The sequence below is a fragment of the Pseudomonas sp. MDT1-16 genome, from assembly GCF_054898115.1.
In genome coordinates this window covers 3029716-3052276 of the sequence record NZ_CM142717.1, presented here as the reverse complement: position 1 = coordinate 3052276, position 22561 = coordinate 3029716, and the positions used below count along the sequence as shown (strand labels likewise).

Here is a 22561-nt window from a genome sequence, read left to right as displayed (position 1 = left end):
ATTAAGCAAAGCGCCTTTACCGGCAATTTACCTTCGGCTTACGTAACAGGATGTTTGGCCAAGACACTGAATCGCAAATGAAAACGGCCTGGACAAGGCCAGGCCGTTAACAATTGTAAAAGTACGCTTATTTCAGAACGGCAAGTGCCGCTTCGTAGTTCGGCTCTTCAGCGATTTCACCGACCAGTTCGCTGTGCAGAACGTTGTCGTTTTCGTCCAGCACCACGACGGCACGGGCAGTCAGGCCTTTCAGCGGGCCGTCAGCGATGGCAACACCGTAGTTCTCGATGAACTCGGCACCGCGCAGGGTCGACAGGTTCTGTACGTTTTCCAGGCCTTCGGCGCCGCAGAAGCGCGCTTGAGCGAACGGCAGGTCAGCGGAGATGCACAGCACGACAGTGTTGGCGAAATCACTGGCCTGGGCGTTGAACTTGCGAACCGACGTCGCGCAGGTCGGGGTATCAACGCTTGGGAAGATGTTCAGCACTTTGCGCTTGCCGGCGAAGCTCGCTAGGGTCACGTCGGACAGATTGCCGGCAACCAGGGAAAAGGCTGGCGCCTTGGAACCGGCTTGTGGCAGTTGGCCGTTGACTTGAACCGGGGAGCCTTTAAGGGTGACTTGAGCCATGAACGGAGTCCTTCTGACGTTGTTGTAGAGAATTTTGAAGAGGCCGAAGTTAACCACGAAATGGTCCGACGACCTATGCCCAGATACAAATTGTGATGTCTCGTCGCACACATTGGATACAACCCGTCTCAACAACCGTATAGCGAGCTTACTGTCGAGAAACAAATCTGCTTTTTCGGCGATTTTCCGTAAGAAACGTTGTCGATTCAGATGACGGCCATTCGACTAGGAAGTGAGTCACTCAAATCCAGCGGAGATAAGGACCATGCGATTCATGATCATTGTGAAAGCCAGCCAGGATTCCGAGGCCGGTGTGATGCCCAGCGAGGAACTGATGACCGCGATGGGCAACTACAACGAGGAACTGGCCAAGGCCGGCATCCTCATCGAGTGCGATGGCCTGCAACCGAGCAGCAAAGGCGCCCGCGTGCGTTTCTCGGGTGAGCAGCGCACGGTGATCGACGGCCCGTTCGCCGAAACCAAGGAGCTGATCGCCGGCTACTGGCTCTGGCAGGTGAAGTCGAAACAAGAGGCGATCGAGTGGGTCAAGCGATGCCCCAACCCGATGCCAGGCACCGATGCCGAGATCGAAATTCGCCAGGTGTTCGAGGCTGAAGATTTTGGGGCTGAGTTCACGCCGGAACTGCGGGAGCAGGAAGAACGGCTGCGCGAGCAGGTGAAGAAACGCTGAGCGCGCAACAGAATGCGGTGCCGCGACTGGAATATTCGGCGCAGCCGGTTGTGTCCGACGTCGGGGTTAAGGTTATGCTTCAGCAATTGTCATATCAGGATATTCGCGCCGATCTCTGAACGTGACGTACACCGGGTCCAGTCCTGCCGCGATGGGGAAGACAACGATGTAGTCGTCAAACCGGGCATCTTCCTCTCCCGTCGAGGTTTCGAGTATTGGCACCGGTAAGGATCGAACAAAACCCAAACGATGCGAAGGGGCCGGGGCCACGGGCGGGCTAGCTTCAAGAGTGACCGGGGCAGACCAGTAAACGGTGATCGGTGCGGCGCCATCAGCCGTAAAACTGAAAGTATTCAGTCGTTCATTGAGTTGCGCTGCTCTGACCCGAACCCCAGATGCCGGATGACTGCCTTTGGACGGTGTGATGTGAACCTGTGACAGCGTTTTGATTTCGCGTAATCCCTGAAACATCGTTCCAGGTTCGGCAGGTACTAGGGCGGTAGTCATCCTGAAAGGAACATCGACCTCAGCCCTGTTCGCCGCCAGACTTTGCCAATCCTGACCTTCGATTGGTAGAAGCTCAGCCAAGGGAACACTGAGACCGTATACCTGCGTATCGGCGCGACTGGAAAACTCAAAGCGCAACACCGCAGCGCACTGGACATCATCGGGCGGTTCGCCTGACGTGTTCTGCCAAGCGAATTGCGCAACGGCCGAACGAATGGCTTTTTGTAAATATGTCCGTTGCGACACCAACAATGCCGATGGCCCACCCTCCAGCAATACATCGGGACGTTTATCGGCAAAATCCAATGATGCGGTCATCGCGCAGGCAGCTTGAGCCGGACCGGTCCCTGCCAGATTACGTGACCGAATCAACTGTTCCTGCGCCGCTATCAACAGCGCTTCAGCCTCGTCATGTAGAACGCGATGGCGCTGAGTAATGCCGGCCAATCGCGCAATGTACCGGTCGTGTGTTGAGTTGATCTGTTGCACGAGGCTCTGCCACCGTGCTTGCTCCGACCGGGCATAGGTCATGTCGCGCTGAGCACCGCGTTTGGCGAACTCCACGCGCATTTTGCAGAATTCGAACTTACTGATTGCCATGAGTGTTTCATGCTGAGTACGTTCCAGAGCCCGGATATTCGTGTCTTGCTCAGGGATATCCAGGCGAAGGCTCTGTTGACTTCGCAAGCGCTTGATACCTTGCTCGAAAAAGCTGAAGGCCGTTTCGACAGCCCGCTCCGATACGGCCACATCAGCGGCGATTTCTTGTACTTCTGCCAGACTCCGGGCGACATCGCTTAGCTGTACCGGTGGAGCCGATACGGAAACATTCTCGTCCTTAAACGCCGCCATACCCCGTTTGCGATGCCAATTCTTGACGAAAAAGACAATCGATCCAGCACCATTCGTATTGACTTGGTCGTCAGGGTAAAAAAACAGGTCCGCACCTTTGGGGTGGCCGACGATCCGGTCGAAATGGTTGATCAACCGATCATGGTCCCGTTTCGGCAGATCGACGACCCAGATTCTATTTACCAACGCCTGGAATTCCGGCTCGGTGTAATCCTTGAGAGTTGCTTTAAGTTCCATCTTTGGTTCTTCCTTGTGTCTCTTGGGCAAACTGCTGAAGACAATGGCACCTGCTCATTTCGTTATGAACAGATGCCAGTTAGTCATTGGTGGCAAGTCATTCGGGTTTGAAGCCAGGTTTGTTGTTGAATGCGCGCCATTCTTTGACTTCTTTCAGGATGCCTTCCGGGCTGTCCTCCTGGCCTTCCTTGGGGTAGAAGATGACGTCTGAGCGGTCTGGGTGTTCGGTGACAGTTTCGAAATGTTTAACTCGATCAATCATGTACTTATCAAACTCATCTGCTGTCAAATCCTCCCCTCCATCAAAAAGCTCTCTAAGGAAGTCCAGAAACTCAGACTCTGTATAGTCTTCGAGACGTGAAGTATTTTTCATAGTTGCTTACCTCCTTTATGCACAAGAACATGTCGTTTCGGTGTCATCACGACAATGTTTTCCATGTCATACACCGCACCTCCCTGCGCAATCTCTAGTCGGTGATGGAGTTCGAACTTAACTCGACCTCCGTGCTGATCTTTTGCGATAGGGAAAGGCGCACTGCCCTTACGCATAAACCTTAAGTTTGTGGCATTGAATTGATCGCTTAAACTTTTGTCACCCGCAACCGCCTTCCAAAATGCCTCTCTGAATCTATGAAAGTTAGCAAACTCCTTCCCTGTTAACTGGTCCGCGATCTGCGAAGGAATAGGCGCCCCCTCCTCTCGCGCGGCTGCGCCCAGCCAAATCCCTGAAACCGACTGTCCAAACCCGGTCGCCACGCCTGGATCATCGCGCCGATCCAGAAACAGAACATCCGGCGAAGGCAACTCCATATCCCCCGGATACCCAGGAATACTGGCACCGATCTGCCCTTCGTCAACAGCCGGAAACGTCTCGTTTTGCGGTAGGACCGGGAGGGTCGGTGCGCCGGGATAAACCGCTGGAATCGGCGGTGTGATCGGCGAGGTCGTTGGCCCGAGATGTTCGATGCCTGGAGGAACCAACGGGGTCCAGGTACCGCCACCCACGGGACGAATCGGCCAGGGTAGAACTGCCGGCGTGATCCCCATCCGGCCTTGGGTACTTTGCGGTGTGGTGATGCTTATTTTGTCGAGGTTGAAGGGGTTCGCGCCGAGTTCTGCCCGCTCCTGATAACGCAGTTCGAATTCACGCCGTTCACCGACCCAGGTGCTCTTCGGGGCGTAGGGTGCGAAGCCTTGTTCGACGCGTTTTTTGTTCACCTCATCGAATTCGGCAACAAGCGCAGGGTGTTCGCCGACCGTTTGCCACAGTGCTCTATCGAAGGCACCGAACGAGCTGATTTCCCGACCCCGGAACTGGTCGCCAATCTGCACCGGAATGGCCGCACCCTGTGCCTGGCTTGCGGCTTTCCACCAGTCATTCGCAGCAGGTTGACCAGTCCCGGTGACGATGCCCGAACCCATGGGCGGTAGATTGAAGGACAGGTACATCGGCGGCAGACCCGGCACGCAAACGATGCAATCCTGAATGCGCAAGTCGACACCTGCCGGGATGTCCTGGATCTGCGGCGTCATCACCGCCAGTCCGGCCTGACCGGAAGTGGTCACCTGAGGTGTGGACTCGGGTGTGAACTGCAGGAGTCGTGGCGGTGAACCCGGGACCTCGGCGCTGTAGACCCCGGTCAGCGGGTCAAGTACGGCATTGATGACCGGTACGCGAGCGCCTACCTCGCCACCGGTGCCGGTGACGATAATCGCGGTACCTTCCGGTACGGCTTCGGGTTTGAGCCGGTACGCCACTTCCACCGAACCGCCCGCGTTGGCGATTGATTGCAGCGCCTGACGGTCAGTAAGTCCCAACGCCTGCGCCGGAACGCCGACCGACTGGAGCAATCGCTGACGTTGCTCGGGGGTCAGCTCGCCATTGCCAAGGGTTGGCGAATAAACCATTGCAGTGACAAATACTGGCCCCGTCCTGGCTACGATGCGCCCGGCATCGATAAGGGTGTCGATGGCAGCCTGGACAGCCTTTTCAAGTGCAGCGGCGACGTCATGCGCAACCAACACACTTTCTCGAGTCAAAAACATTCCGCCAGCGGCCACCGAAGTTACCGGAGCCGTCAGCGTATTGGCATGCCTGACCCGTTTGACACGAACATCTTCATCAGACTGCTGCTTGAACCGAACTCGCGCTTCACGCTGCTCGTCCAACTGACGCTGGGCCTCCCAGACGGCCTCCCGCTCACGCCAGACAATGGTCTGCTCGGCGTGGTGCCTGGCCAGTGCATTGGATCTATCGCTGAGTGCGCTTATCTGTGCCGATAGCAGTCGAGCTTCATGGGCCGCGTTGTAGGCGTTTTCCCAAATATGGTGGCCGTCATTGAGCGCCTCACCGAATTGCCCCAGTCGGACCTGGTAGTCGTTCACCGTGCGGGTGAGTGGATCGTGCCCATCGAACGATCGGGCAACCGTGTTCTTTGCGTTCAGTTCTGCGGTTCTACGGGCGACCAGCCCGTCGACTTCGTTTTTGTCTGTAGTGATGGTGTAAAGGTGATATCGCTCGCTTGAGTCACTATTGGGCGGCCGTCGTGCCGCCACGACTTCCTGTTCGAGGGCGGGCGCGAGTTGTGCGGCCCGGGCTGCAAAACGTTGGTCTACCTCAACTCTTACGGCGGCATAACGCTGCGCCAGCCCCGCGAGTCGTTGATGCAGGGCCTGCACACGGGCCTGCTCCTGCATGTGTGCAGCGGCGGCTTGCGCCTGAGCCGCTGCTTGCGCGCTCGCTTGTTCCCTTGCCTTACGATCAGCTTCTATGGCCCGCTTTCGGGCTTTTGGCTTTTTCTTGTTGGTTTTACCGAATCCGCCTGAAACCCCACCGCCGCCACCGAAATCTCCACCAGAACCACCACCCGAAGAGGGCGGTCCGGACCTGATGACAACGCTCCCTGAAGATCCATCGTTAAATGTGTGTTGTGCCATACAGTCACTCCTTGTCTGTAGGGCACAGCATGTCGATGAGGCGGTGGTCAGGTGCGGTACATAGTTATAGGAGTGGATTTATATCGAGGGTCGGCGCGCTGACAAATCGCATCCAACGGGTTTGAAGTATTCCCCACTTCGACTGGCGAACCCGGCGTTAGCTGCTAGCTTCAACAGACGTGTTCTACAGGTTTTGAAAGGAAAGAGATTGCGCAGTAACGAGGGAATCAGCACACGCCCCTATCCAAACGGCAGCTACAACACCGGTGAAACAGCAGGCCACAGTTCACGCTGTTCGCCGGGATCAACGTCACCTTCGGCGAATGAGGCCTTAATATGCACGTTGCAATTCGCGCAGCCGGTTTCAGCCTGATGACGATGTTCGTCAGTTGCGGCGTTGGTGCTCAGGAGATTGATCCGCGGATCGTCAAGATCGCAATGGAAGGCGAACGGTCGGCCCATGAATCGATCACCAGGCTCTACGCCGAGCCGGATTTCCAACAGGCGGCCCAACGTTATCTGTGGGTCTTGCCGCTGGTTTCCAACGCGCAGTGACAGGAAGAATTCCGTGACAAGCTCGGCGTTCAGACGGCGACCAGTCAGCGAGTGATGCGGCGCTTCCACGATCATTCCCACGCAGCGTGGGAACGATCATGCGAAACCTACTTGGACTTGAGCTTCAAATACGACTGATGCAGATCGGAGGCCCAGCCATCGATCACACCTTTCACATCATCGGCCTTCATCACCTGAGACTCGTTTTCCAATGGTTTACCAGTGCCTTTGCGCACAACCTGGGCCAAGACTTTGTTGTTGCCGCCATCAAGGAACACCGCTTCAGTGGCCAGGTCGGTATCCTGATCGCGAATGCCACTGGCTGAGCTCACCGCCGCTGCCACCAGGGCGATCGGGATCACTTCATAAGGCTTGCTGCTCACGGCAGTGATGGCAGCGCGCACTACCATCACACCCGGGCCAGGGCCCGCGGCTAACGGCAGGGCTTTACCCACTTCACGCTTTAGCGCTTGATCGTAGTAATTGGTGATTCCGTTCAGGGTAGCCTGCGGGATTTTCACGCTCGGTTGAGGTTTGGGATAGAGCTGGGTTGGTTCGATGTAGACACAGGTGAACTGGTTGATGTCGAGTTGGGGATCCACCCAGCGCATCACCGTGGCACCCGATGGCGATTTGGCCGAGGGGGTCAGTTTTTTTGTGTGCGGGCCGGTAACGGCCTGCCGTCAGGCAGACCTTCATTTCAACAGCTCGGCCTGGTGAATCGATCTCCGTACAAGATCACAACCGTCATTTGATAGACGCCGGCCAGCCGGCAACGCTGCATCGAGCTTGAACGCGCGCCTGACGGCAAACGTACCCGGGCTATGAAAGTCGCAATGCCGAAACATAAAAATACAGCGGTACACCCAAACCCTGATTCGCCACCCACCTTGAAAAAGTTACCGCCCCACACCCAGTACAAATGCCTTCCGCCACCACACAACATTTCCCGGGCGTGCGACTCAATCGAATTAACTCGAAATCCCAATAGTGGCGCACCGCCATTAGTGCTAGAGTCCGCGCCGTGCAATCTGTCCCAATAATCACATCGAGGCCACATGAAGCGTGCCTCGGCCAATGACGGCAAACTCGGTCTCAAGGATCAACAATGAAAGCTCTCCGCACGCTGTTCACCGTTACAGCCCTGGCCGCCACTCTTCTGACTTCGGGCTGCGCAAGCATCGCCGGAGACAGCAAGTACCCGGTGAACGTATCGAGCACCCCAAGCGGTGCCAACTTCACCATCACGAACAAGGCCGGTGTCATCGTACATAACGGTTCCACGCCCAATACCGTGACGCTGCCTTCAGGTCGTGGCTACTTCAAGGGCGAGGCCTACACCATTACCTTCAAGAAAGAAGGTTATGCCGATGCCAACGCCACACTGGAAACCAGCATGAGCGGCTGGTACTGGGGCAACATCGTGTTCGGTGGCTTGATTGGCATGCTGGTCGTCGACCCGCTGACTGGCGCGATGTACAAACTGCCCGAGGGCGCCGCGGGCAATCTTGGCAACCCATTGGCCGGTGAAGCGCCAAAAAACCTGACACTGCTCGAAATCGATCAGCTTTCACCTGACACTAAAGCAGCCCTGGTACGCATCAACTGACAGCGCCCGGCGCATCCTGCCGTAAAAGATGCGCCCTCTTCGTCGACGGTCTACTCCCGTCGGCGAAACAACGGCCGCGGCTCAATCACCGAACGCCCATACAACACGCTCATCCCCGCCAGCCCCTTTAGCGCATCTTCAGCCGATTTGTCCTCACGCACAGCAAAACTGTCGAACCCACATTGACGCATGTGGCTGAGTTGATCGCGCAGTACATCGCCGACCGCACGCAACTCGCCCGTCCAGCCCAATCGAGTGCGCAGCAAGTACGCCTGGCTGTAACCGCGGCCATCACGGAAACTCGTTGCTGCGCGTGGGAACGATCAGTGACCTCAACCGCGCTCGCGAGGAATCAAACTCTGCAACTGCTGCGCCAAAAAGTTCGCATCGAACGCAAACGTATCCGGATCTTTCAACCCATTGGTCTTGCGCCATTGCCAGCTACTGGACGGCGGCAGGCACACCAGCGAAATGCTGCCGTAGCGCGCGGCCGTCAGGCCCATCACGGCCAGCGAAATCTGACCACCGACACCCATCACATCCGGTACAAACTCCACCGGTTTACCGGCAATCACAATCGTCAGCTTCTCGGTCTTGAAAGTCGACGTCTCGGCCGGCACGCTCGGCCCCGAGGCGACATACACTTCCCGGCTCACCTCAAGCAGATTCGGCGCCTGGACCGGTTCCAGCCATTGCTGGATCTGATCGAACAGCTCACCAATGCGCGTCGCCCACACGGCCGATTGCGACTCGAACAGTTGCTTCTTGTGCGCTTCGCTTTCTGCGTAATGGCGAAGCATCTCACCCAGTTGCTGTACGTCGTCCATTGCGGTGTTCCTTTGTTCAAGCGGTGTTGCGGTTTTTGAGCATGGCAGATTGAGCACCGGACTGTTCAATTAAAACGGAGACTGATGAATGAAAGGCAGGGAAGAAATACGACAAACGGTACCGAAAATCACGATTTACGCAGCGTTACCTGTCAGATCTGACAGTAGCCAGCTCGCTTGAGCGGGTGTTTGATAGACCCGCCATCTAAATAATCAGGATGGTGAGAATTACGCTCAAGGAGACGGGTGATGGATAGTCAAACCAACAACAATGTTCTGAAACTTTATCCGGTGATCCTCCCGGGGTGGAAAACTCCGGTCATCCATGATTCCAATCCAGATGGGGGCATCCCCCTTTCCCTCTTCGACGAACATCTTGAGGGACTCTTATGCCTTATTGACCCTTGGCTCAATGCGGCGTCCAAGTCTGTTGTCATGGCTGTAGACGACCGCATCGATCTGTTCGTCGACGGCAGAGAAACGCCTGTGACTGGCAAAACCATTGGGCGCGACGAGGAAAACGATCGTGTTCGACTGTACATCCCGAAAGGGATTCTGCACGACGGTGTCAACGACATCTTCTACCAAGTGTTGAGGGTAGGTCAGACAACACCCGAAGAGTCCCTGAAATTAAAAGTTCTTTACCATACCCTTGCACCAGGAGAACCCGGCCATTCGGCGCGCAAGGTCCAGGTCTCCGCCGATGTGCAGACCAAGGGCGTGGATAAAGCCCAGGCGGAGCGCGGTGTCGTGGTCGGGTTCGACTATCCCAATAGACGCGCCCATGACGATATTCGGCTGACCGTTGGCACGACCTATGTTGATAAAAAAATTACTCCCGGTGAAGCCATTCCAGGCAATCCGGTTGTAACCAACACGCTCTTCACCCCCACGTTCGAAAAAACCGGCGACAAGCCGCGCACCCCATTCTGGTACACGGTCACTGATCAGCTAGGTAATTCGTCCGGCCCATCCGAAAGTATCGAGGTAGACGTACATCTGAAGGAAGAACAACTCGATCTGAAGCCAGCCAAAGTCCTGGAAGCCAAGGAACAGAACGGTACCGTATTAAACTTCGAAAAAGATTTTTACGAAGCCACATCCGCCACCGTCGAAGTCGCTTTTACCGGCTCCGCCCGCGGACAAACCGTCAAAGTCTATTGGCTCGGACGAAACTCGACTTATGGCAGCGAGATTCAAACTGTCTCCGCTGCAGGGCAGACTTTGAAATTTCTGGTTCCCAGGCTAGAAGTTGTCGATTGTATTGGTACCGGTGCGCAGGTCAGTTACACCGTGAGGTTGCCAGGTACCTCCGAGGATCTAATGTCCAAAGACCTGAGGATCACGATCACCGGGCAAAAGCACCGTCTTCCAGAACCCACTCTTAATTCCTCCAAGGACAATCTCAGGGCGTACTACCCGACTCTGGAGGGCACTTACAGCGTGCGCATGGCGCTATTTGGGGTTGTCACTCGTTACGGCGACGAAGTCACCATCACTCAATCTTCGTACACCGATATTCCCGTGCCATCTACGTGGCTGACGGAGAATCGAGGGAAGGGCGTCATGTTCAATTACACCCTGAAAAAAAGAGGCACCGCCGAGCCAATAATCTTTTCATGGTGCCTGAGAGTGAAGCTGTAACGGGTTCGCCTTCAGCGATACCGCTGCGTCAATCAATTATTCAAACCGCTTGGCGTCTATGTAGACGAGGGATTAATCATGCAAAAAATAATAGGTGCTCTGTTAATCGCGTTGATGGTGGGTTGTACTCAGGTCGATACACTACCGCCGGGTGTAGTGGGAACGGTCAACAATGTCCAGACGCTAGATGGCTCTGCCACCGCCGCTCAACTGAATACGCTTTATAGTCGAAAGTACCCCAACTGCAACAACTCGAATTCACAGCCTGCGTTCCTGTGTTCGGGGGTCACACTCAGAGTTACGGTAAAGGACCCGGCCAACCAATATAAAGTATGGGACCCCAGCCCTACGTCGATAAAAAGTGGTGGTGTTTCGTTCTCATACCTAAGAGCGGATACAAACTTTGGACGACTGGCCTGGGGCTACGGTAATGGTTTTATCCTGTATCCCATCTTTGAAGCACCTGCCGACAAAATCGACCTGGACTATTTGTGTTCCTACCCAATGGATGCTTGGACCTGGACCCGAAGCGCAACGGCAGTCTGTGTCGCGCACCCCTCTTATGCCGTTCAAAGCCAGATTTGCCATAACGCCGGCGTGACCACTGCAGAACAATGGAAAGCCACATGGGATTTGCCCGGTGGAAGTAAAAACCAACGCTCATGTGGTTTCGACGTCAAGGATGATCGCAATGCACTATCGGCCCCCGCGTTCTATCAGTCGGTGAGAGCAAAAGGCCTGCTGGCTGCGCAGGGATTCATCGAGCATAACGAAATACTGATCAAGACCTGGACAGCAGGTCGCCCCAACACACTCCCGATCATGGCGTTCTTCTTCGTTGCTGGTGGAGCTAACGCGGGTCTGGCCGATGCTCAGTACAACCAAAGAGATTTCTATAACTCAACCAACCCGAAGATCGTGGTACCGATCATTCGGCTCACGCCACCCGAAAGCGCGACCGGCACCGCCTCCTTTGCATACGTCGCGGCGGACCAGGTGGTGACCCAATGAACACTGGCCGCGTATACCAAGTCATTTTCCACTGGCATCGACCCACGAAGGAATAGAAACTGCCGAGTGCCTGGCATTTCGACTCAGGCGATAGCCTGAGGAGATCCAATGCGTACCATCGGCCTTATCGGCGGCATGAGCTGGGAGTCCAGCGCCGAGTATTACCGTCTTATCAACCAGCAGGTGCGCGACCGGCTCGGGCCGTTGCGTTCGGCGAAATTGCTCATGTACAGCGTCGATTTCGGGCCTGTCGAACAGGCTCAACATGCCGGGCGCTGGGACGATGCAGCGGCGATTCTGGTGGACGCGGCGCAGCGGTTGCAGGCCGGTGGCGCCGAGTGCGTGGTGCTGTGCACCAACACCATGCACAAGGTGGCCGGGCAGATTCAGGCAGCGATCGAGATTCCATTCCTGCACATCGCCGATCCGGCCGGTCAGGCGGCACTGGACGCCGGTACGCTGCGGGTGGGTTTGCTGGGCACCGCATTCACCATGGAGGAGGACTTTCTCAAGGAGCGCCTGACAGCCAAGGGCCTGACGGTACTGGTGCCGAAGGCCGATAAACGTCAGGCCGTCCACCGGATCATCTATGACGAGTTGTGCGTCGGGGTGATCAGCGAGGCGTCACGCAAGGTGTATCAGCAGGTGATCGAATCACTGACGCGGCGCGGCGCCCAGGCGATCATCCTTGGCTGCACGGAAATCGGCCTGCTGATCAAACCCGAGCACAGCGCCCTGCCCTTGCTCGACACCACCGAACTGCATGCGCAGGCGGCGGTGGCGTTCGCGTTCGCGTTGGGCGAGTGACTCAACCGGCCTTGGGCGTGCGACGCAGGCGCGCCATGCTCAAGGCATCCACCAGCACGCCGTCACGCACGGCGTAGTCGCGAAACAGCCCTTCGGTTTCGAAGCCGAACTTGCGGTAGAGCCCGATGGCGGCTTCGTTGTCGGCGTAGACCGAAAGCTCGACCCGTTGCAGGTTCATCCAGTTGTCGGCGATGTCCAGCGCCGCCGTCAGCAGTGTCGAGCCAACGCCCTTGCCCTGCCACGCCGTCGCGACCCCCATTCCAAGATTACCGGCGTGGCTGCGACGTATCCGCGAAAACTGCTCCAGGCCAATGTTGCCGATGACCATCCCTTGATGCAGCGCCACCAGTTGCACCACACGCTCGTTGTCGGGCATCAGGCGTTTGCGCCAGACCTCGGTGGACTGAAACGGCATTTGCAGCACCTGCCGGGTAATGGCCGGGGCGTTGTAGAGCGCGGTAATGCCGTCGAGGTGGGATTCGTTGAAACGTTCGAGGGAGATGACAGCATCAGTGGCGGGCATGGGTGATTCATCCTTGATACAGACATGGCCGCTTACTCTATACCGCCGAAGGTTATTCGAACCACTCCCGCCGTTCACTGAAGGTGTTCTGGATCAGCTCAACGATCATCTGCACCTGCGCTGAATCCTCGGATTCAGCATTGACCGCCATCCACACCTGGCGCCGCATCGGCTGAGTGAACAACCCCGGCAATTCAACAAGGCCGCGATCGAAGCGGCTGATGTATCCGGGCAACAGGCCAATGCAGGCGCTGCAACGGATCATCTCCAGCATCAACTCGTAGGAATGCAACTGCACCACCCCGGCCAGGCGCTGGTCCACGAGCCTATTCCACGGCCGAAAGCTGTCGACCTGACGGTCATGCTGCCATTGCACCAGCAGGAAATCGGCGAGGTCATCGAGGCTGTCAGGGCGGGACGCGACCCGTGAGTAACGTTTGGCGATGTGTGGCAGGTAGTCGAGCCGTGCCAGACGTTGGGGCTCGCTAACCGCAAAACTCGGTCCTGGCAGTGGTGAATCGGTGCCGGCCAGCCACAGCACCACATCGGCACTGACCGCTTGCAGGGACAGTTCGCTGTCGAGGGTAATGATGTCCAGACGCACGCTGGCGTTGCGCCGCAAGAGAGCAACCAGGTCGCGACCGAGAATGTCATGCAGGATCGATTCGGCGACGGCCAGGCGAATCAACGGCTGTGCGATCACCGGCACGTCGCGCTCGTTGGCCAAGGCAATCAACTGCGATTGCAACTGCAACCCGTCACAACTGAGGGCAACGCCATTCTCTAAATGGCTGAACAGCGAACACTGCAACTGCGCTTCAAGCTGCGCCAATTGTTTGCGCAGCTGGGTGGCCTTGATGTTTAGACTGCGTGCTGCCTGCATGAAACAGCCGCAACGGGCACTGACCCGAAAAGACTGCGCCAGTACCGGATCGATCCCTGCCGCCAGTGTGCGCCAGGATGAGGTTTTTTCTACGGGCGAGCGGTACTGGGCAACGCGCTGACGACCTGTGGTTTCCATAAATGGCATCGCTGACTCCCTGTCGATCTATCCTTGAAAGCCTCATCCTGCGCAGCGTTTATGAACCTGATGTGACGCTCGGGGTGGAAAATCGATTCAGCCTCCGGGGGTTTGCCGAAAACTCACCGCCAGGCGATTCCAGCTGTTGATGGTGGTGACGGCGATGGTCAGGTCGACCATCTCGCCTTCGCTGAACTGCTCTCGGGCCAGTGCGTAGACGTCGTCCGGCACGTGGCTTTCAGAGAGCAAGGTGACGGCTTCGGTCCAGGCCAGCGCCGCACGTTCTCGCGCATTGAAGAAGCCGCTGTCGCGCCAGACCACGATCGAATACAAACGGCGGTCGGTCTCGCCGAGTCGCCGGGCATCCACCGAGTGCATGTCGGTGCAGAAGGCGCAGCCATTGAGCTGCGAGGCGCGAATCTTGATCAAATGCAGCAAGGCTGGCTCGATGCTGAGGTTGCTGGTCAAGGCCTCCATGGCAATCATCGCTTTCATCGCTTTGGGCGATGCGCTGTAGTAATCCAGGCGGGCGTTCATGGAGTGACCTCGTGGATCGGATGTGTGCCCCTCAAGGTAGGCGTTGATGCGCTGGCGTTACAGATCCAATTCTGCGAAATACCCGTTGACCACTGAGCCACCAGACCAATTGGAGGTTTTTCGCCCACGCAACTTCTGCGCAGGCGCTCATGCGGGTAATCTGGCGCGACGCACACGCGCCTCAATCGCCCCAGGAGCCTCGCCGGTATGGAACTTCACGTTGTCATCAACGGTCGCAAGGACCTGGCAGGCCAGTTGTACAACCAACTGCGCAGCGCCATCGAATCCGGCCGTCTGGCAGCCGGGACGCAGCTCCCGCCCAGTCGTTTACTGGCTGAACAACTGGGCATTTCCCGCAAGACCATTTCCGACACCTACACACAACTGACCTACGAAAACTTCCTCACCGGGGTCATCGGCAAAGGCACCTACGTCAACGCCCGGACCGCGAAAGTCACCCGTAAGCAGAGCCATTCGGAACTGGCCAGTGCCGAGGTCATCGAGTCCTGGCGCAACCTGCCGGTGTTTCTGCGCCATCCGACGCTGGAAGGCTCGTTGCGCTACGACTTCATCGGCGGCGCCACCAGCAAGGGCCAGTTTCCCCAGGATGACTGGCGGCGCTGCACCTCTCACGCCTTGCGCCAGATCGCCGCTTCCAAGGGTTTCTACAGCCTGCCCGAGGGGCTGCCGGCGCTGCGCAACGCGATCGCCCGGCACATCGCGTTTTCTCGCGGGGTCAATTGCCAGGACGAAGACGTGGTGGTGTGCAACGGCGCGCAACAGGCGCTGGACCTGATCTCCCGGGTGCTCACGCGCCCTGGCAGCATTGTTGCCATGGAAGACCCCGGCTATCCGCCCGCACGCCTATTGTTCGGTACCCACGGCGCCACGGTGATCGGCGTCCCGGTGGATGAGCAAGGCATACAGGTGGACAAGATCCCCCTCGGCACCCGGCTGATTTACGTCACCCCGTCTCACCAGTTCCCGCTCGGTATGCCGATGAGCCAGGCGCGCCGGGTTGCGCTGCTGGAGCGGGCCCATGAGTTGGGCGCGATCATCATCGAGGACGATTACGACAGCGAATTCCGCTACGAAGGCCGGCCCACCGACTCGCTGCAAAGCATGGACGAACGCGGCATCGTCGCCTACGTCGGGACCTTTTCGAAAACCCTGCTGCCGGCGCTGCGGCTGGGTTATGCGATCCTGCCGCCGGCGATTCTCGAAGCGGTCATTCGGGCCAAGCAGCTCACTGACCTGCACACCTCCACCCTGCCCCAATGGGCGCTGGCCAAGTTCATCGCCGAAGGCTGCCTGCTCAAGCACATTCGGCGCTGCCATACAATCTATGCCGGACGCCGCGAACGAATCCTCGCGCGCATGGCCGGCGACCTTTTCCCGTGGCTCGAGGCCGTCCCCACCACAGCCGGGTTCCACATGGTGGTTATGTGCAAAGTGCCTATCAATATTCCATTGGTAATCGAATTGGCAAAAAAAGTCGAAGTCGGGCTCTACCCCATCGATAGTTTTTTCTACCAGCAAGCGCCGCAGGCCGGGCTTTTCCTGGGTTTTGGCGCCATCGAAACCCTGGACATCGACATTGCCCTGGACCGCTTGCGGGACATTTTGCAGCAGGTCGCCTGACAGATTGGTCTGCGTTTTTATCCGGCAATTGGCTATTGGTGGTCCGGGAGTGCAGGCCTATCCTGCATAAGCGTATCCCTCAATGAGCAGGATTCGTCCGGCCTGATTCAGGAGTGTGAGCAATGCCCTACGAAGTGTTCAATACCGTAAAGGTGCAGGCCGTCGCCGGGCGCTCGGATGAACTGGGTAAGCAACTGCAAAAGATTGTCGATACCCTGCGCGAACTACCGGGCTGTGATTCCTATATGGTCGACCGCTGCCCCGAGGACGACAACCGCTGGACTGTCAGCGCCCGCTGGCAATCGGAAGCGGCCATGCACATGCATTTCAACTGCCCTGAAGTACAAGGTTTTATCGGTCTGATCGACAACCAATTGGCGAATGCCGTGGACTTCAACAGCTTTCCGATCCGCTAAAACAAGATTAAAAGATCGCAGCCTTCGGCGGTTCCTACAGGGCAATGGGTACCTCTGCAAGAACCGCCGGACGCTGCGATCTTTTTTTTGGCCGCAGATATTGGTCCCCTCAGCTTCCCGAAAATTGGCTGTTTGAATGCCCCGACTTGCGGACTAACGTAGTCCCTGACGACTAACTACCGCAGGTGATGAACCATGCAAGCTATGCGCTTCTGTGCTGCCCCCCTGGCTGTCCTGGCCTTGACCGTTTCAGCCGCGGCATTCGCCCACGACCCCTCGGAAAAAGTCACGATCCTGCAGGACGAAGTACTGAAGAACGTCCCGGGCAAAAAGGCGTTGATGATCGAGGTCGACTACGAGCCGAGGCAGTCCTCCATCGCCCACAAACACGAAGGCACGGCAATGGCCTACGTGATTTCTGGATCGATCGTTTCACAAGTGAAAGGCGAGCAACCGAAGACCTACAAGACCGGCGAGTATTGGTATGAACCGGCCGGCTCGGAACATCTGGTCTCGAAAAATGCCAGTGCAACCAAGCCAGCCAAACTGTTGGTGTTTATGGTGTTGTCCCCCGACGAGAAAGTGTTGATCCCGCTGGAAAACTGATAGCTGAACGTACAGCCATACATAAAAAGCCCTGAACTATCCATTCGGGCTTTTACAACAGAATGTGCACGTCAGGGCTGTGCAGAAGTTTGACCTGTCGCTCAGTAATTTATTGACCAGGCCGACAGATAAGTTGTCGATGATCGATAGCTCAGCAAACCAGAAGTTGTACTAAGGCTGATGGCCTCTTCGCGGGCAAGCCTCGCTCCTACAGGGACTGCATAGTTCTTTGTAGGAGCGAGGCTTGCCCGCGAAGAGGCCCGACAAAACGTCACAAAAATATCAGACAAAAAAGCCCCGCATCTCTCAATGCGGGGCTTTCTTCATTCAGCGCCTGATCAGGCAGCCGGCTCCAGCTCGACGCTGACAGCGGCAGCGACAGTGGCAGGCACTACCGCTTGACCGCTCAACGCCAGATCCAGCAACTCACGGTTGGCCACCGCATACATGGCGTAATCAGTGCCGCTGGCGGCACGGATTTCTACCAGCATGGTGCGCCAACGTTCGATCATGCCTTCGTGCTCTTCCATCCACAGTTCGAGACGAGTTTCCACGTCCTGGGTACCGTCGCCCTGTTGCAGGACCGAGATGGTGATCGCACGTTGTTGCCAGTCGACGTCATCGCGGAACGCTTCACGGGCCAGGGCCTGCCAGTTGTTTTCAACCGGCAGAGCGCTGATCTGTTGCAGGTACCAGGTGATGTCCAGCGCGCTGCCGACGGCGAAGTAAGCCTTCGCGACGTCTGCTGCGTTCTGGCCGGTCACGTCGGACGCTTCGATGATCGGCAGCAAGGTGTACAGGTGAGTGGTGCCTGCAACCATGCGCGCCAGCAACTCAGGAACGCCAGCCGCAACGTAGGCCTGATAACGGGTCTGCCAGCCTTCGCGGGTCGGGCCTTCCAGCAGTTCGTCGAGCTTGAGGCCCAGCGCTGCCAGGTGTGGACCGAAGTGCGCGACGTCACGGGCAGCATTCTGCTCGTTACGACGGCTGCGCAGGAACCAGCGCGTAGCGCGACGGCCCAGACGCATCAGCTCGTCCATCAACTCCAGTTGTACGTCGGCTGAAACCTGGTAATCCAGGGCTTCGATCTGGCGGAACCAGTGCGGGAGGTGGAAGATATCCCGAACAATTACATAGGCACCCGCCACATTCGCCGGGCTCATGCCGGTCGACTCTTTGAGTCGTTGAACGAAGGTGATGCCCATGTGGTTCACCAGATCGTTGGCGATCTGGGTGCTGACGATTTCGCGCTTCAGACGGTGACGGCGCATGGCATCGGAGAACTTGCTCACCAGGGTCGGCGGGAAAGCGGTTTCCATATCGCGTGTCAGGTAGTCGTCGTCCGGCACCTGGGAATTGAGCAGCGCTTCCTTGAGGTCGATCTTGCTGTAGGAGATCAGCACCGACAGCTCGGCACGGGTCAGACCATGGCCTGCCGCGATGCGCTCGTTGATCGCTTCTTCAGCCGGCAGGAACTCGATGGCGCGATCCAGCTTGCCGCGGCCTTCAAGATCGTTCATCAGACGCTTGTATTCGGCAATCCGCGGCAAGGCACGACGGGCCGCCAGGGACAGGGCCTGAGTCTGCTTGTAGTTATTGCCGAGCACCAGGTTGCCGACTTCGTCGGTCATGCTGCCGAGCAATTGGTTACGTTGCTTCTCGGTCATGTCGCCGGCATGAACCACTTCGTTCAGCAGGATCTTGATGTTTACTTCGTGGTCGGAGCAGTCAACACCACCGGCGTTGTCGATGAAGTCGGTGTTGGAACCTCCGCCATTGAGGCCGAATTCGACACGACCCAGCTGGGTCATACCGAGGTTACCGCCCTCGCCCACGACTTTGCAGCGCAGCTCGTTGCCGTTCACGCGCAGTGCATCGTTGGCCTTGTCGCCGACATCGGCGTGGCTTTCGCTGCTGGCTTTGACGTAAGTGCCGATACCGCCGTTCCACAACAGATCCACCGGGGCCTTGAGCAAGGCATTCAGCAGTTCGGTCGGGGTCAGCTTGTCCGCCTGAATGTCGAAGCGCTCTTTCATCTGCGGGGAAATCGCGATGCTTTTCGCGCTACGGGAGAAGATCCCGCCGCCTTCGGACATGATGCTGGTGTCGTAATCCGACCAGGCCGAACGCGGCAGGTCGAACAGGCGCTGACGCTCGGCGAAGCTGTTGGCAGGCGCAGGATTCGGGTCGATGAAGATGTGCAGGTGGTTGAACGCTGCGACCAGTTGCAACTTGTCGGACATCAACAAGCCGTTACCGAACACGTCACCGGCCATGTCGCCGACGCCGACCACCGTGATGCTGTCTTCCTGGACATTGATGCCGCGCTCGCGGAAGTGACGTTGTACGCCCACCCACGCGCCTTTGGCGGTAATGCCCATTTTCTTGTGGTCGTAACCGGCCGAGCCGCCCGATGCGAATGCATCGCCGAGCCAGAAGCCGTAGTCGATGGCGATACCGTTGGCGATGTCGGAGAAGGTCGCAGTACCCTTGTCCGCAGCAACCACCAGGTATGGGTCATCGTCGTCATGACGCACGACGTTGGCCGGCGGTACCAGCACGCCGTCTTTCAGGTTGTCGGTGATGTCCAACAGGCCCGAAATGAAGATGCGGTAGCAAGCGATGCCCTCGGCCGCGATCTCGTCCCGACCACCGCCCAATGGCAGGCGACGCGGCAGGAAGCCGCCCTTGGCGCCGACCGGCACGATGACCGAGTTCTTCACTTGCTGGGCTTTTACCAGGCCCAGGACTTCGGTGCGGTAGTCTTCTTCGCGGTCGGACCAGCGCAGACCGCCACGAGCAACGTTACCGAAGCGCAGGTGCACGCCTTCGACGCGAGGCGAGTAAACGAAGATTTCGAACTTCGGTACAGGCTTTGGCAGCTCCGGGATCTGGTGCGGGTTGAACTTGAAGCTGAAGTAGGACTTGTTCTGACCGTGCGCGTCGGTCTGGTAGAAGTTGGTCCGCAGGGTGGCCTTGATCAGGTCCAGGTAGCGACGCAGGATGCGGTCTTCGTTCAGCACCTGGACATCGTCCAGAGCAGCCAGAATCGCGTGTTCCAGGCGTTGTTGCTTGTCTTCCAGATCGTCAGTACCGAGCTTGCGCGCCAGGTAGAAACGGGTCTTGAACAACCGGGTCAACTCGCGAGCGATGTCGGTGTGGTTGTTCAGGGTGCTGGCGATGTAACCCAGGTCGAAGCCCAGGCGAATCTGCTTCATGTACCGGGCGTAGGCACGCAGCAGCGCAACATCGCGCCATGGCAGACCGGCGGTCAGCACCAGACGGTTGAACGCATCGTTCTCGGCATCCCCGCGCACGATGTGGACGAATGCATCCTGCAAGGTGTCGTTGAGTTGCTGGATGTCGAGTTCCAGGCCTTCAGCGGCAGTGAACGCGAAATCGTGAATCCAGAACTCGCGGCCATTGTTGTGACGCAGGCGATACGGGAACTCACCCAGCACGCGCAGGCCGAGGTTTTCCAGGATCGGCAACACATCGGACAGCGCCAGCGGCGTATCGGCGTGATACAGCTTGCAGTGCAGCTCGCGTTGACCGGATACCTGACCCAGTGGCTGATAGAAGCTCATCACCAGTGGATTTTTTTCGCTCAGGCTCAGCAAGTGCTGCATGTCGACCACAGCCGAGTGGGCTGCGAAACGCTCGCGGTAACCGGCCGGGAAGCCTTTCGGATAATCTGCCAGCACGTTGGTGCCATGGGCTTCGCCGAAGCTTTCGACGACCAGGCTGGCGTAGTCGTCCTGCCAGCTGCGGCAGGCTTGTACCACTTCTTTTTCCAGCAGAACCGGATCGATGTCCAGACGGTTCTTCGGATCGACGCGCAGAATCAGTTGCACACGGGCCAGCACGGATTCGGAGAAAAAGGTCCAGAACTCGCAGTCCGAGGCTTTCAGGCGATCCATCAGCACTTGCTGGATCTTCTGGCGCACTTCGGTGGAGTAGATGTCACGCGGCACATAGGCCAGGCAGTAGCAGAAGCGGCCGTACGGGTCTTTACGCAGGAACACGCGAATCTTGTTGCGTTCCTGGATCTGCACAATCGACATCACGGTGCTGAACAGCTCATCCACCGGGGTCTGGAACAGATCGTCGCGCGGCAGCACTTCAACCACCTGCGCCAGTTCCTTGCCCAAGTGAGCCTTGGCCTGGAAGCCGGAACGACGTTCGATTTCTTCGACCTTGCGACGGATGTACGGGATGACCCGCACGCTCTCGCCATACACCGACGAGGTGTACAGGCCCATGAAGCGGCATTCCTTGATGACCTTGCCGTCGGCGTCGATTTCACGGATCGACACGTAATCCGGGTAAGCCGGACGGTGTACACGGCTTGGGTGCGCAGCCTTGGCGAACGACAGCAGCGTCGGTTCGCGCAGGTAGTTCACGGCGTAGTCTTCGATGCGCAGGTCATCGTAGGTCAGGCCGGTGCGCAGCAGTTTAGTCAGGCCGAGGAAGGAGTCCTGGTCGTAGACGATGTGGCCACCATCGGCTTCATCGCGAACCACGAACTCTTCATAACCGAGGAAGGTGAAGTGGTTGCCCACCAGCCATTCCAGGAAGCTTTTGATTTCGGCTTTTTCTTCGGCGTCTACAGCAAACTGGCTGGTGTCCAGGCCGGTGAGGATTTCCTGGACCTTGACTTTCATCGGCTCGAAATCGGCGACCGCGACGCGGACTTCACCGAGAACCTGTTCCAGCTCTTTGCTCAGGACATTGAGTTCGGCCGCGTTAGCGCAACGGTCGATTTCCAGGTACATCAACGACTCTTGCAGAACGTCGTCGCCCTGGGTGCCTTTCGGCAGGATTTCCAGCAACTCGCCCTTGCTGCCGCGACGCACGCTCAGCACAGTGGTTTGCAGGGTGTGGATGCTGTAGCCGCGACGGTTCAGCTCGGTACGCACCGAGTCCACCAAAAATGGCAGGTCGTGGTGCAGTACTTCGACCGCGGTGTGGGTCGACTGCCAGCCGTGGCGTTCGTAGTCAGGGTTGTAGACGCGCACTTGCGGTTGCGCGTGATCGAAGCGCTCAAGCAGGCGCCACGCAGAGAGGGTACAGCCGGCGAGGTCGGACAACCGACGCTGGGTCAGCTCATCCAGGGAAATAATGCCGAAAAATTGTTCCGCGAACAGCGCCACTTGTGGCAGTGCCTGTTCACTGATGTGCTGCGCCAGTGCCGCTTGCAGTTGGTGCTGGAAGTCGGCTTTGCTGGCTGCGGTGAAGAACGCCATCTGTGGTACTCCGCTTGGGCTTGTTATTGATGGAAGCGTCGCGTGCAAACCCCTTTCGGGGTGATCCGTTACCCTGTTCCTGATTCTCGGGCAGAGGAAACAGGATGACAGGTGGGTGAAGCTGGACGAGACACTCAGGTCACATTCACCTTCCATAGAATGGGCATCTGCAAAAACGACTGGGCCATGTATCGCGCAATGTCTTTACAGGTGCTCATCCGTTGCGCAGCTTAACGAGTGCGGCAAGGCCCGTGCTTGCAGCGCTG

18 protein-coding genes and 3 pseudogenes are annotated in these 22561 nt (G+C 57.7%); 10 read left to right on the top strand and 11 right to left on the bottom strand.

Translation table 11 applies throughout. The features are described 5' to 3' along the window. Positions 1–127 precede the first annotated feature (127 nt). Complete coding sequence (tpx, locus tag ACYZT3_RS13930) at positions 128–628, bottom strand: thiol peroxidase (RefSeq protein ID WP_282379507.1); 501 nt, start codon at positions 626–628, stop codon at positions 128–130. Positions 629–893: 265 nt separating this feature from the next. On the opposite strand from tpx, the gene ACYZT3_RS13925 reads away from it, so the two are divergent. Further along, a complete protein-coding gene (locus ACYZT3_RS13925; RefSeq protein WP_462032308.1) occupies positions 894–1319 on the top strand; it encodes a YciI family protein in 426 nt (141 codons plus the stop codon). A 72-nt stretch (positions 1320–1391) separates the two neighbouring features. Here ACYZT3_RS13925 and ACYZT3_RS13920 read toward each other — a convergent pair whose 3' ends face one another. From ACYZT3_RS13920 to ACYZT3_RS13910, 3 genes are all read right to left on the bottom strand, one after another. Next, positions 1392–2915, bottom strand: a complete 1524-nt coding sequence (locus tag ACYZT3_RS13920; protein WP_462032307.1) for an S-type pyocin domain-containing protein — start codon at positions 2913–2915, stop codon at positions 1392–1394. Between the two features lie 97 nt (positions 2916–3012). Further along, positions 3013–3288 carry a bacteriocin immunity protein gene (locus tag ACYZT3_RS13915; RefSeq protein ID WP_462032306.1) on the bottom strand — a complete coding sequence of 92 codons (276 nt, stop codon included), beginning with the start codon at positions 3286–3288 and terminating at the stop codon, positions 3013–3015. Further along, positions 3285–5852 (bottom strand): S-type pyocin domain-containing protein, encoded by a 2568-nt coding sequence (locus tag ACYZT3_RS13910; RefSeq protein ID WP_462032305.1) that lies wholly within the window; start codon positions 5850–5852, stop codon positions 3285–3287. Before ACYZT3_RS13910 ends, ACYZT3_RS13915 begins: the two co-directional genes overlap by 4 nt. A gap of 336 nt (positions 5853–6188) precedes the next feature. On the opposite strand from ACYZT3_RS13910, the gene ACYZT3_RS13905 reads away from it, so the two are divergent. Then, positions 6189–6407 carry a hypothetical protein gene (locus tag ACYZT3_RS13905; RefSeq protein ID WP_282379519.1) on the top strand — a complete coding sequence of 73 codons (219 nt, stop codon included), beginning with the start codon at positions 6189–6191 and terminating at the stop codon, positions 6405–6407. Between the two features lie 107 nt (positions 6408–6514). On the opposite strand, the pseudogene ACYZT3_RS13900 reads toward ACYZT3_RS13905, so the two are convergent. Next, positions 6515–7045, bottom strand: a pseudogene (locus tag ACYZT3_RS13900) (DUF3313 domain-containing protein); the annotation flags it as partial. 470 nt (positions 7046–7515) lie between these two features. Here ACYZT3_RS13900 and ACYZT3_RS13895 point away from each other — a divergent pair. Further along, positions 7516–8016 (top strand): peptidase associated/transthyretin-like domain-containing protein, encoded by a 501-nt coding sequence (locus ACYZT3_RS13895; RefSeq protein ID WP_462032304.1) that lies wholly within the window; start codon positions 7516–7518, stop codon positions 8014–8016. A gap of 50 nt (positions 8017–8066) precedes the next feature. Here ACYZT3_RS13895 and ACYZT3_RS13890 read toward each other — a convergent pair. Beyond that, a pseudogene (locus ACYZT3_RS13890) lies at positions 8067–8318 on the bottom strand (DUF934 domain-containing protein); the annotation flags it as partial. Between the two features lie 30 nt (positions 8319–8348). Beyond that, the gene (locus ACYZT3_RS13885) at positions 8349–8843 is read right to left on the bottom strand and encodes a hypothetical protein (RefSeq protein ID WP_462032303.1); all 495 of its coding nucleotides are present in this window, start codon (positions 8841–8843) and stop codon (positions 8349–8351) included. A 249-nt stretch (positions 8844–9092) separates the two neighbouring features. On the opposite strand from ACYZT3_RS13885, the gene ACYZT3_RS13880 reads away from it, so the two are divergent. The 3 genes from ACYZT3_RS13880 (at position 9093) to ACYZT3_RS13870 (ending at position 12305) form a co-directional block, all read left to right on the top strand. Next, positions 9093–10487: a hypothetical protein gene (locus ACYZT3_RS13880; RefSeq protein WP_462032302.1), complete on the top strand. Its 1395-nt coding sequence runs from the start codon at positions 9093–9095 to the stop codon at positions 10485–10487. A gap of 78 nt (positions 10488–10565) precedes the next feature. Further along, the gene (locus ACYZT3_RS13875; RefSeq protein WP_462032301.1) at positions 10566–11498 is read left to right on the top strand and encodes a halovibrin HvnC; all 933 of its coding nucleotides are present in this window, start codon (positions 10566–10568) and stop codon (positions 11496–11498) included. A gap of 108 nt (positions 11499–11606) precedes the next feature. Next, positions 11607–12305, top strand: coding sequence for an aspartate/glutamate racemase family protein (locus ACYZT3_RS13870; protein ID WP_462032300.1), 699 nt, complete (start codon positions 11607–11609; stop codon positions 12303–12305). Between the two features lies 1 nt (position 12306). Here ACYZT3_RS13870 and ACYZT3_RS13865 read toward each other — a convergent pair whose 3' ends face one another. The 3 genes from ACYZT3_RS13865 to ACYZT3_RS13855 form a co-directional block, all read right to left on the bottom strand. After that, positions 12307–12828, bottom strand: a complete 522-nt coding sequence (locus tag ACYZT3_RS13865; RefSeq protein ID WP_282379529.1) for a GNAT family N-acetyltransferase — start codon at positions 12826–12828, stop codon at positions 12307–12309. Between the two features lie 52 nt (positions 12829–12880). After that, entirely contained in the window at positions 12881–13858 is a 978-nt protein-coding gene (locus tag ACYZT3_RS13860) for a LysR family transcriptional regulator (protein ID WP_462032299.1), read from the bottom strand. 87 nt (positions 13859–13945) lie between these two features. Continuing rightward, positions 13946–14386, bottom strand: a complete 441-nt coding sequence (locus tag ACYZT3_RS13855; RefSeq protein ID WP_282379533.1) for a carboxymuconolactone decarboxylase family protein — start codon at positions 14384–14386, stop codon at positions 13946–13948. A 207-nt stretch (positions 14387–14593) separates the two neighbouring features. Here ACYZT3_RS13855 and pdxR point away from each other — a divergent pair, with 207 nt between their 5' ends. The 4 genes and pseudogenes from pdxR to ACYZT3_RS13835 form a co-directional block, all read left to right on the top strand. Beyond that, a complete protein-coding gene (gene pdxR / locus ACYZT3_RS13850; RefSeq protein WP_462032298.1) occupies positions 14594–16027 on the top strand; it encodes a MocR-like pyridoxine biosynthesis transcription factor PdxR in 1434 nt (477 codons plus the stop codon). Positions 16028–16149: 122 nt separating this feature from the next. After that, entirely contained in the window at positions 16150–16443 is a 294-nt protein-coding gene (locus ACYZT3_RS13845) for an antibiotic biosynthesis monooxygenase family protein (protein ID WP_462032297.1), read from the top strand. A 195-nt stretch (positions 16444–16638) separates the two neighbouring features. Next, entirely contained in the window at positions 16639–17049 is a 411-nt protein-coding gene (locus tag ACYZT3_RS13840) for a cupin domain-containing protein (protein WP_282379538.1), read from the top strand. Between the two features lie 55 nt (positions 17050–17104). Beyond that, a pseudogene (locus tag ACYZT3_RS13835) lies at positions 17105–17224 on the top strand (ATPase); the annotation flags it as partial. Positions 17225–17387: 163 nt separating this feature from the next. On the opposite strand, the gene ACYZT3_RS13830 reads toward ACYZT3_RS13835, so the two are convergent. Further along, on the bottom strand, positions 17388–22295 hold the full coding sequence (locus ACYZT3_RS13830; RefSeq protein ID WP_462032296.1) for an NAD-glutamate dehydrogenase: 4908 nt from the start codon (positions 22293–22295) through the stop codon (positions 17388–17390). Positions 22296–22561 lie beyond the last annotated feature (266 nt).

Coding starts and splice junctions, on each gene's coding strand:
- ACYZT3_RS13880 (WP_462032302.1), top strand. CDS start 9,093: ATGGATAGTCAAACCAACAACAATGTTCTGAAACTTTATCCGGTGATC.
- ACYZT3_RS13905 (WP_282379519.1), top strand. CDS start 6,189: ATGCACGTTGCAATTCGCGCAGCCGGTTTCAGCCTGATGACGATGTTC.
- pdxR (WP_462032298.1), top strand. CDS start 14,594: ATGGAACTTCACGTTGTCATCAACGGTCGCAAGGACCTGGCAGGCCAG.
- ACYZT3_RS13895 (WP_462032304.1), top strand. CDS start 7,516: ATGAAAGCTCTCCGCACGCTGTTCACCGTTACAGCCCTGGCCGCCACT.
- ACYZT3_RS13920 (WP_462032307.1), bottom strand. CDS start 2,915: ATGGAACTTAAAGCAACTCTCAAGGATTACACCGAGCCGGAATTCCAG.
- ACYZT3_RS13885 (WP_462032303.1), bottom strand. CDS start 8,843: ATGGACGACGTACAGCAACTGGGTGAGATGCTTCGCCATTACGCAGAA.
- tpx (WP_282379507.1), bottom strand. CDS start 628: ATGGCTCAAGTCACCCTTAAAGGCTCCCCGGTTCAAGTCAACGGCCAA.
- ACYZT3_RS13845 (WP_462032297.1), top strand. CDS start 16,150: ATGCCCTACGAAGTGTTCAATACCGTAAAGGTGCAGGCCGTCGCCGGG.
- ACYZT3_RS13860 (WP_462032299.1), bottom strand. CDS start 13,858: ATGCCATTTATGGAAACCACAGGTCGTCAGCGCGTTGCCCAGTACCGC.
- ACYZT3_RS13855 (WP_282379533.1), bottom strand. CDS start 14,386: ATGAACGCCCGCCTGGATTACTACAGCGCATCGCCCAAAGCGATGAAA.
- ACYZT3_RS13830 (WP_462032296.1), bottom strand. CDS start 22,295: ATGGCGTTCTTCACCGCAGCCAGCAAAGCCGACTTCCAGCACCAACTG.
- ACYZT3_RS13915 (WP_462032306.1), bottom strand. CDS start 3,288: ATGAAAAATACTTCACGTCTCGAAGACTATACAGAGTCTGAGTTTCTG.
- ACYZT3_RS13865 (WP_282379529.1), bottom strand. CDS start 12,828: ATGCCCGCCACTGATGCTGTCATCTCCCTCGAACGTTTCAACGAATCC.
- ACYZT3_RS13875 (WP_462032301.1), top strand. CDS start 10,566: ATGCAAAAAATAATAGGTGCTCTGTTAATCGCGTTGATGGTGGGTTGT.
- ACYZT3_RS13925 (WP_462032308.1), top strand. CDS start 894: ATGCGATTCATGATCATTGTGAAAGCCAGCCAGGATTCCGAGGCCGGT.
- ACYZT3_RS13840 (WP_282379538.1), top strand. CDS start 16,639: ATGCAAGCTATGCGCTTCTGTGCTGCCCCCCTGGCTGTCCTGGCCTTG.
- ACYZT3_RS13870 (WP_462032300.1), top strand. CDS start 11,607: ATGCGTACCATCGGCCTTATCGGCGGCATGAGCTGGGAGTCCAGCGCC.
- ACYZT3_RS13910 (WP_462032305.1), bottom strand. CDS start 5,852: ATGGCACAACACACATTTAACGATGGATCTTCAGGGAGCGTTGTCATC.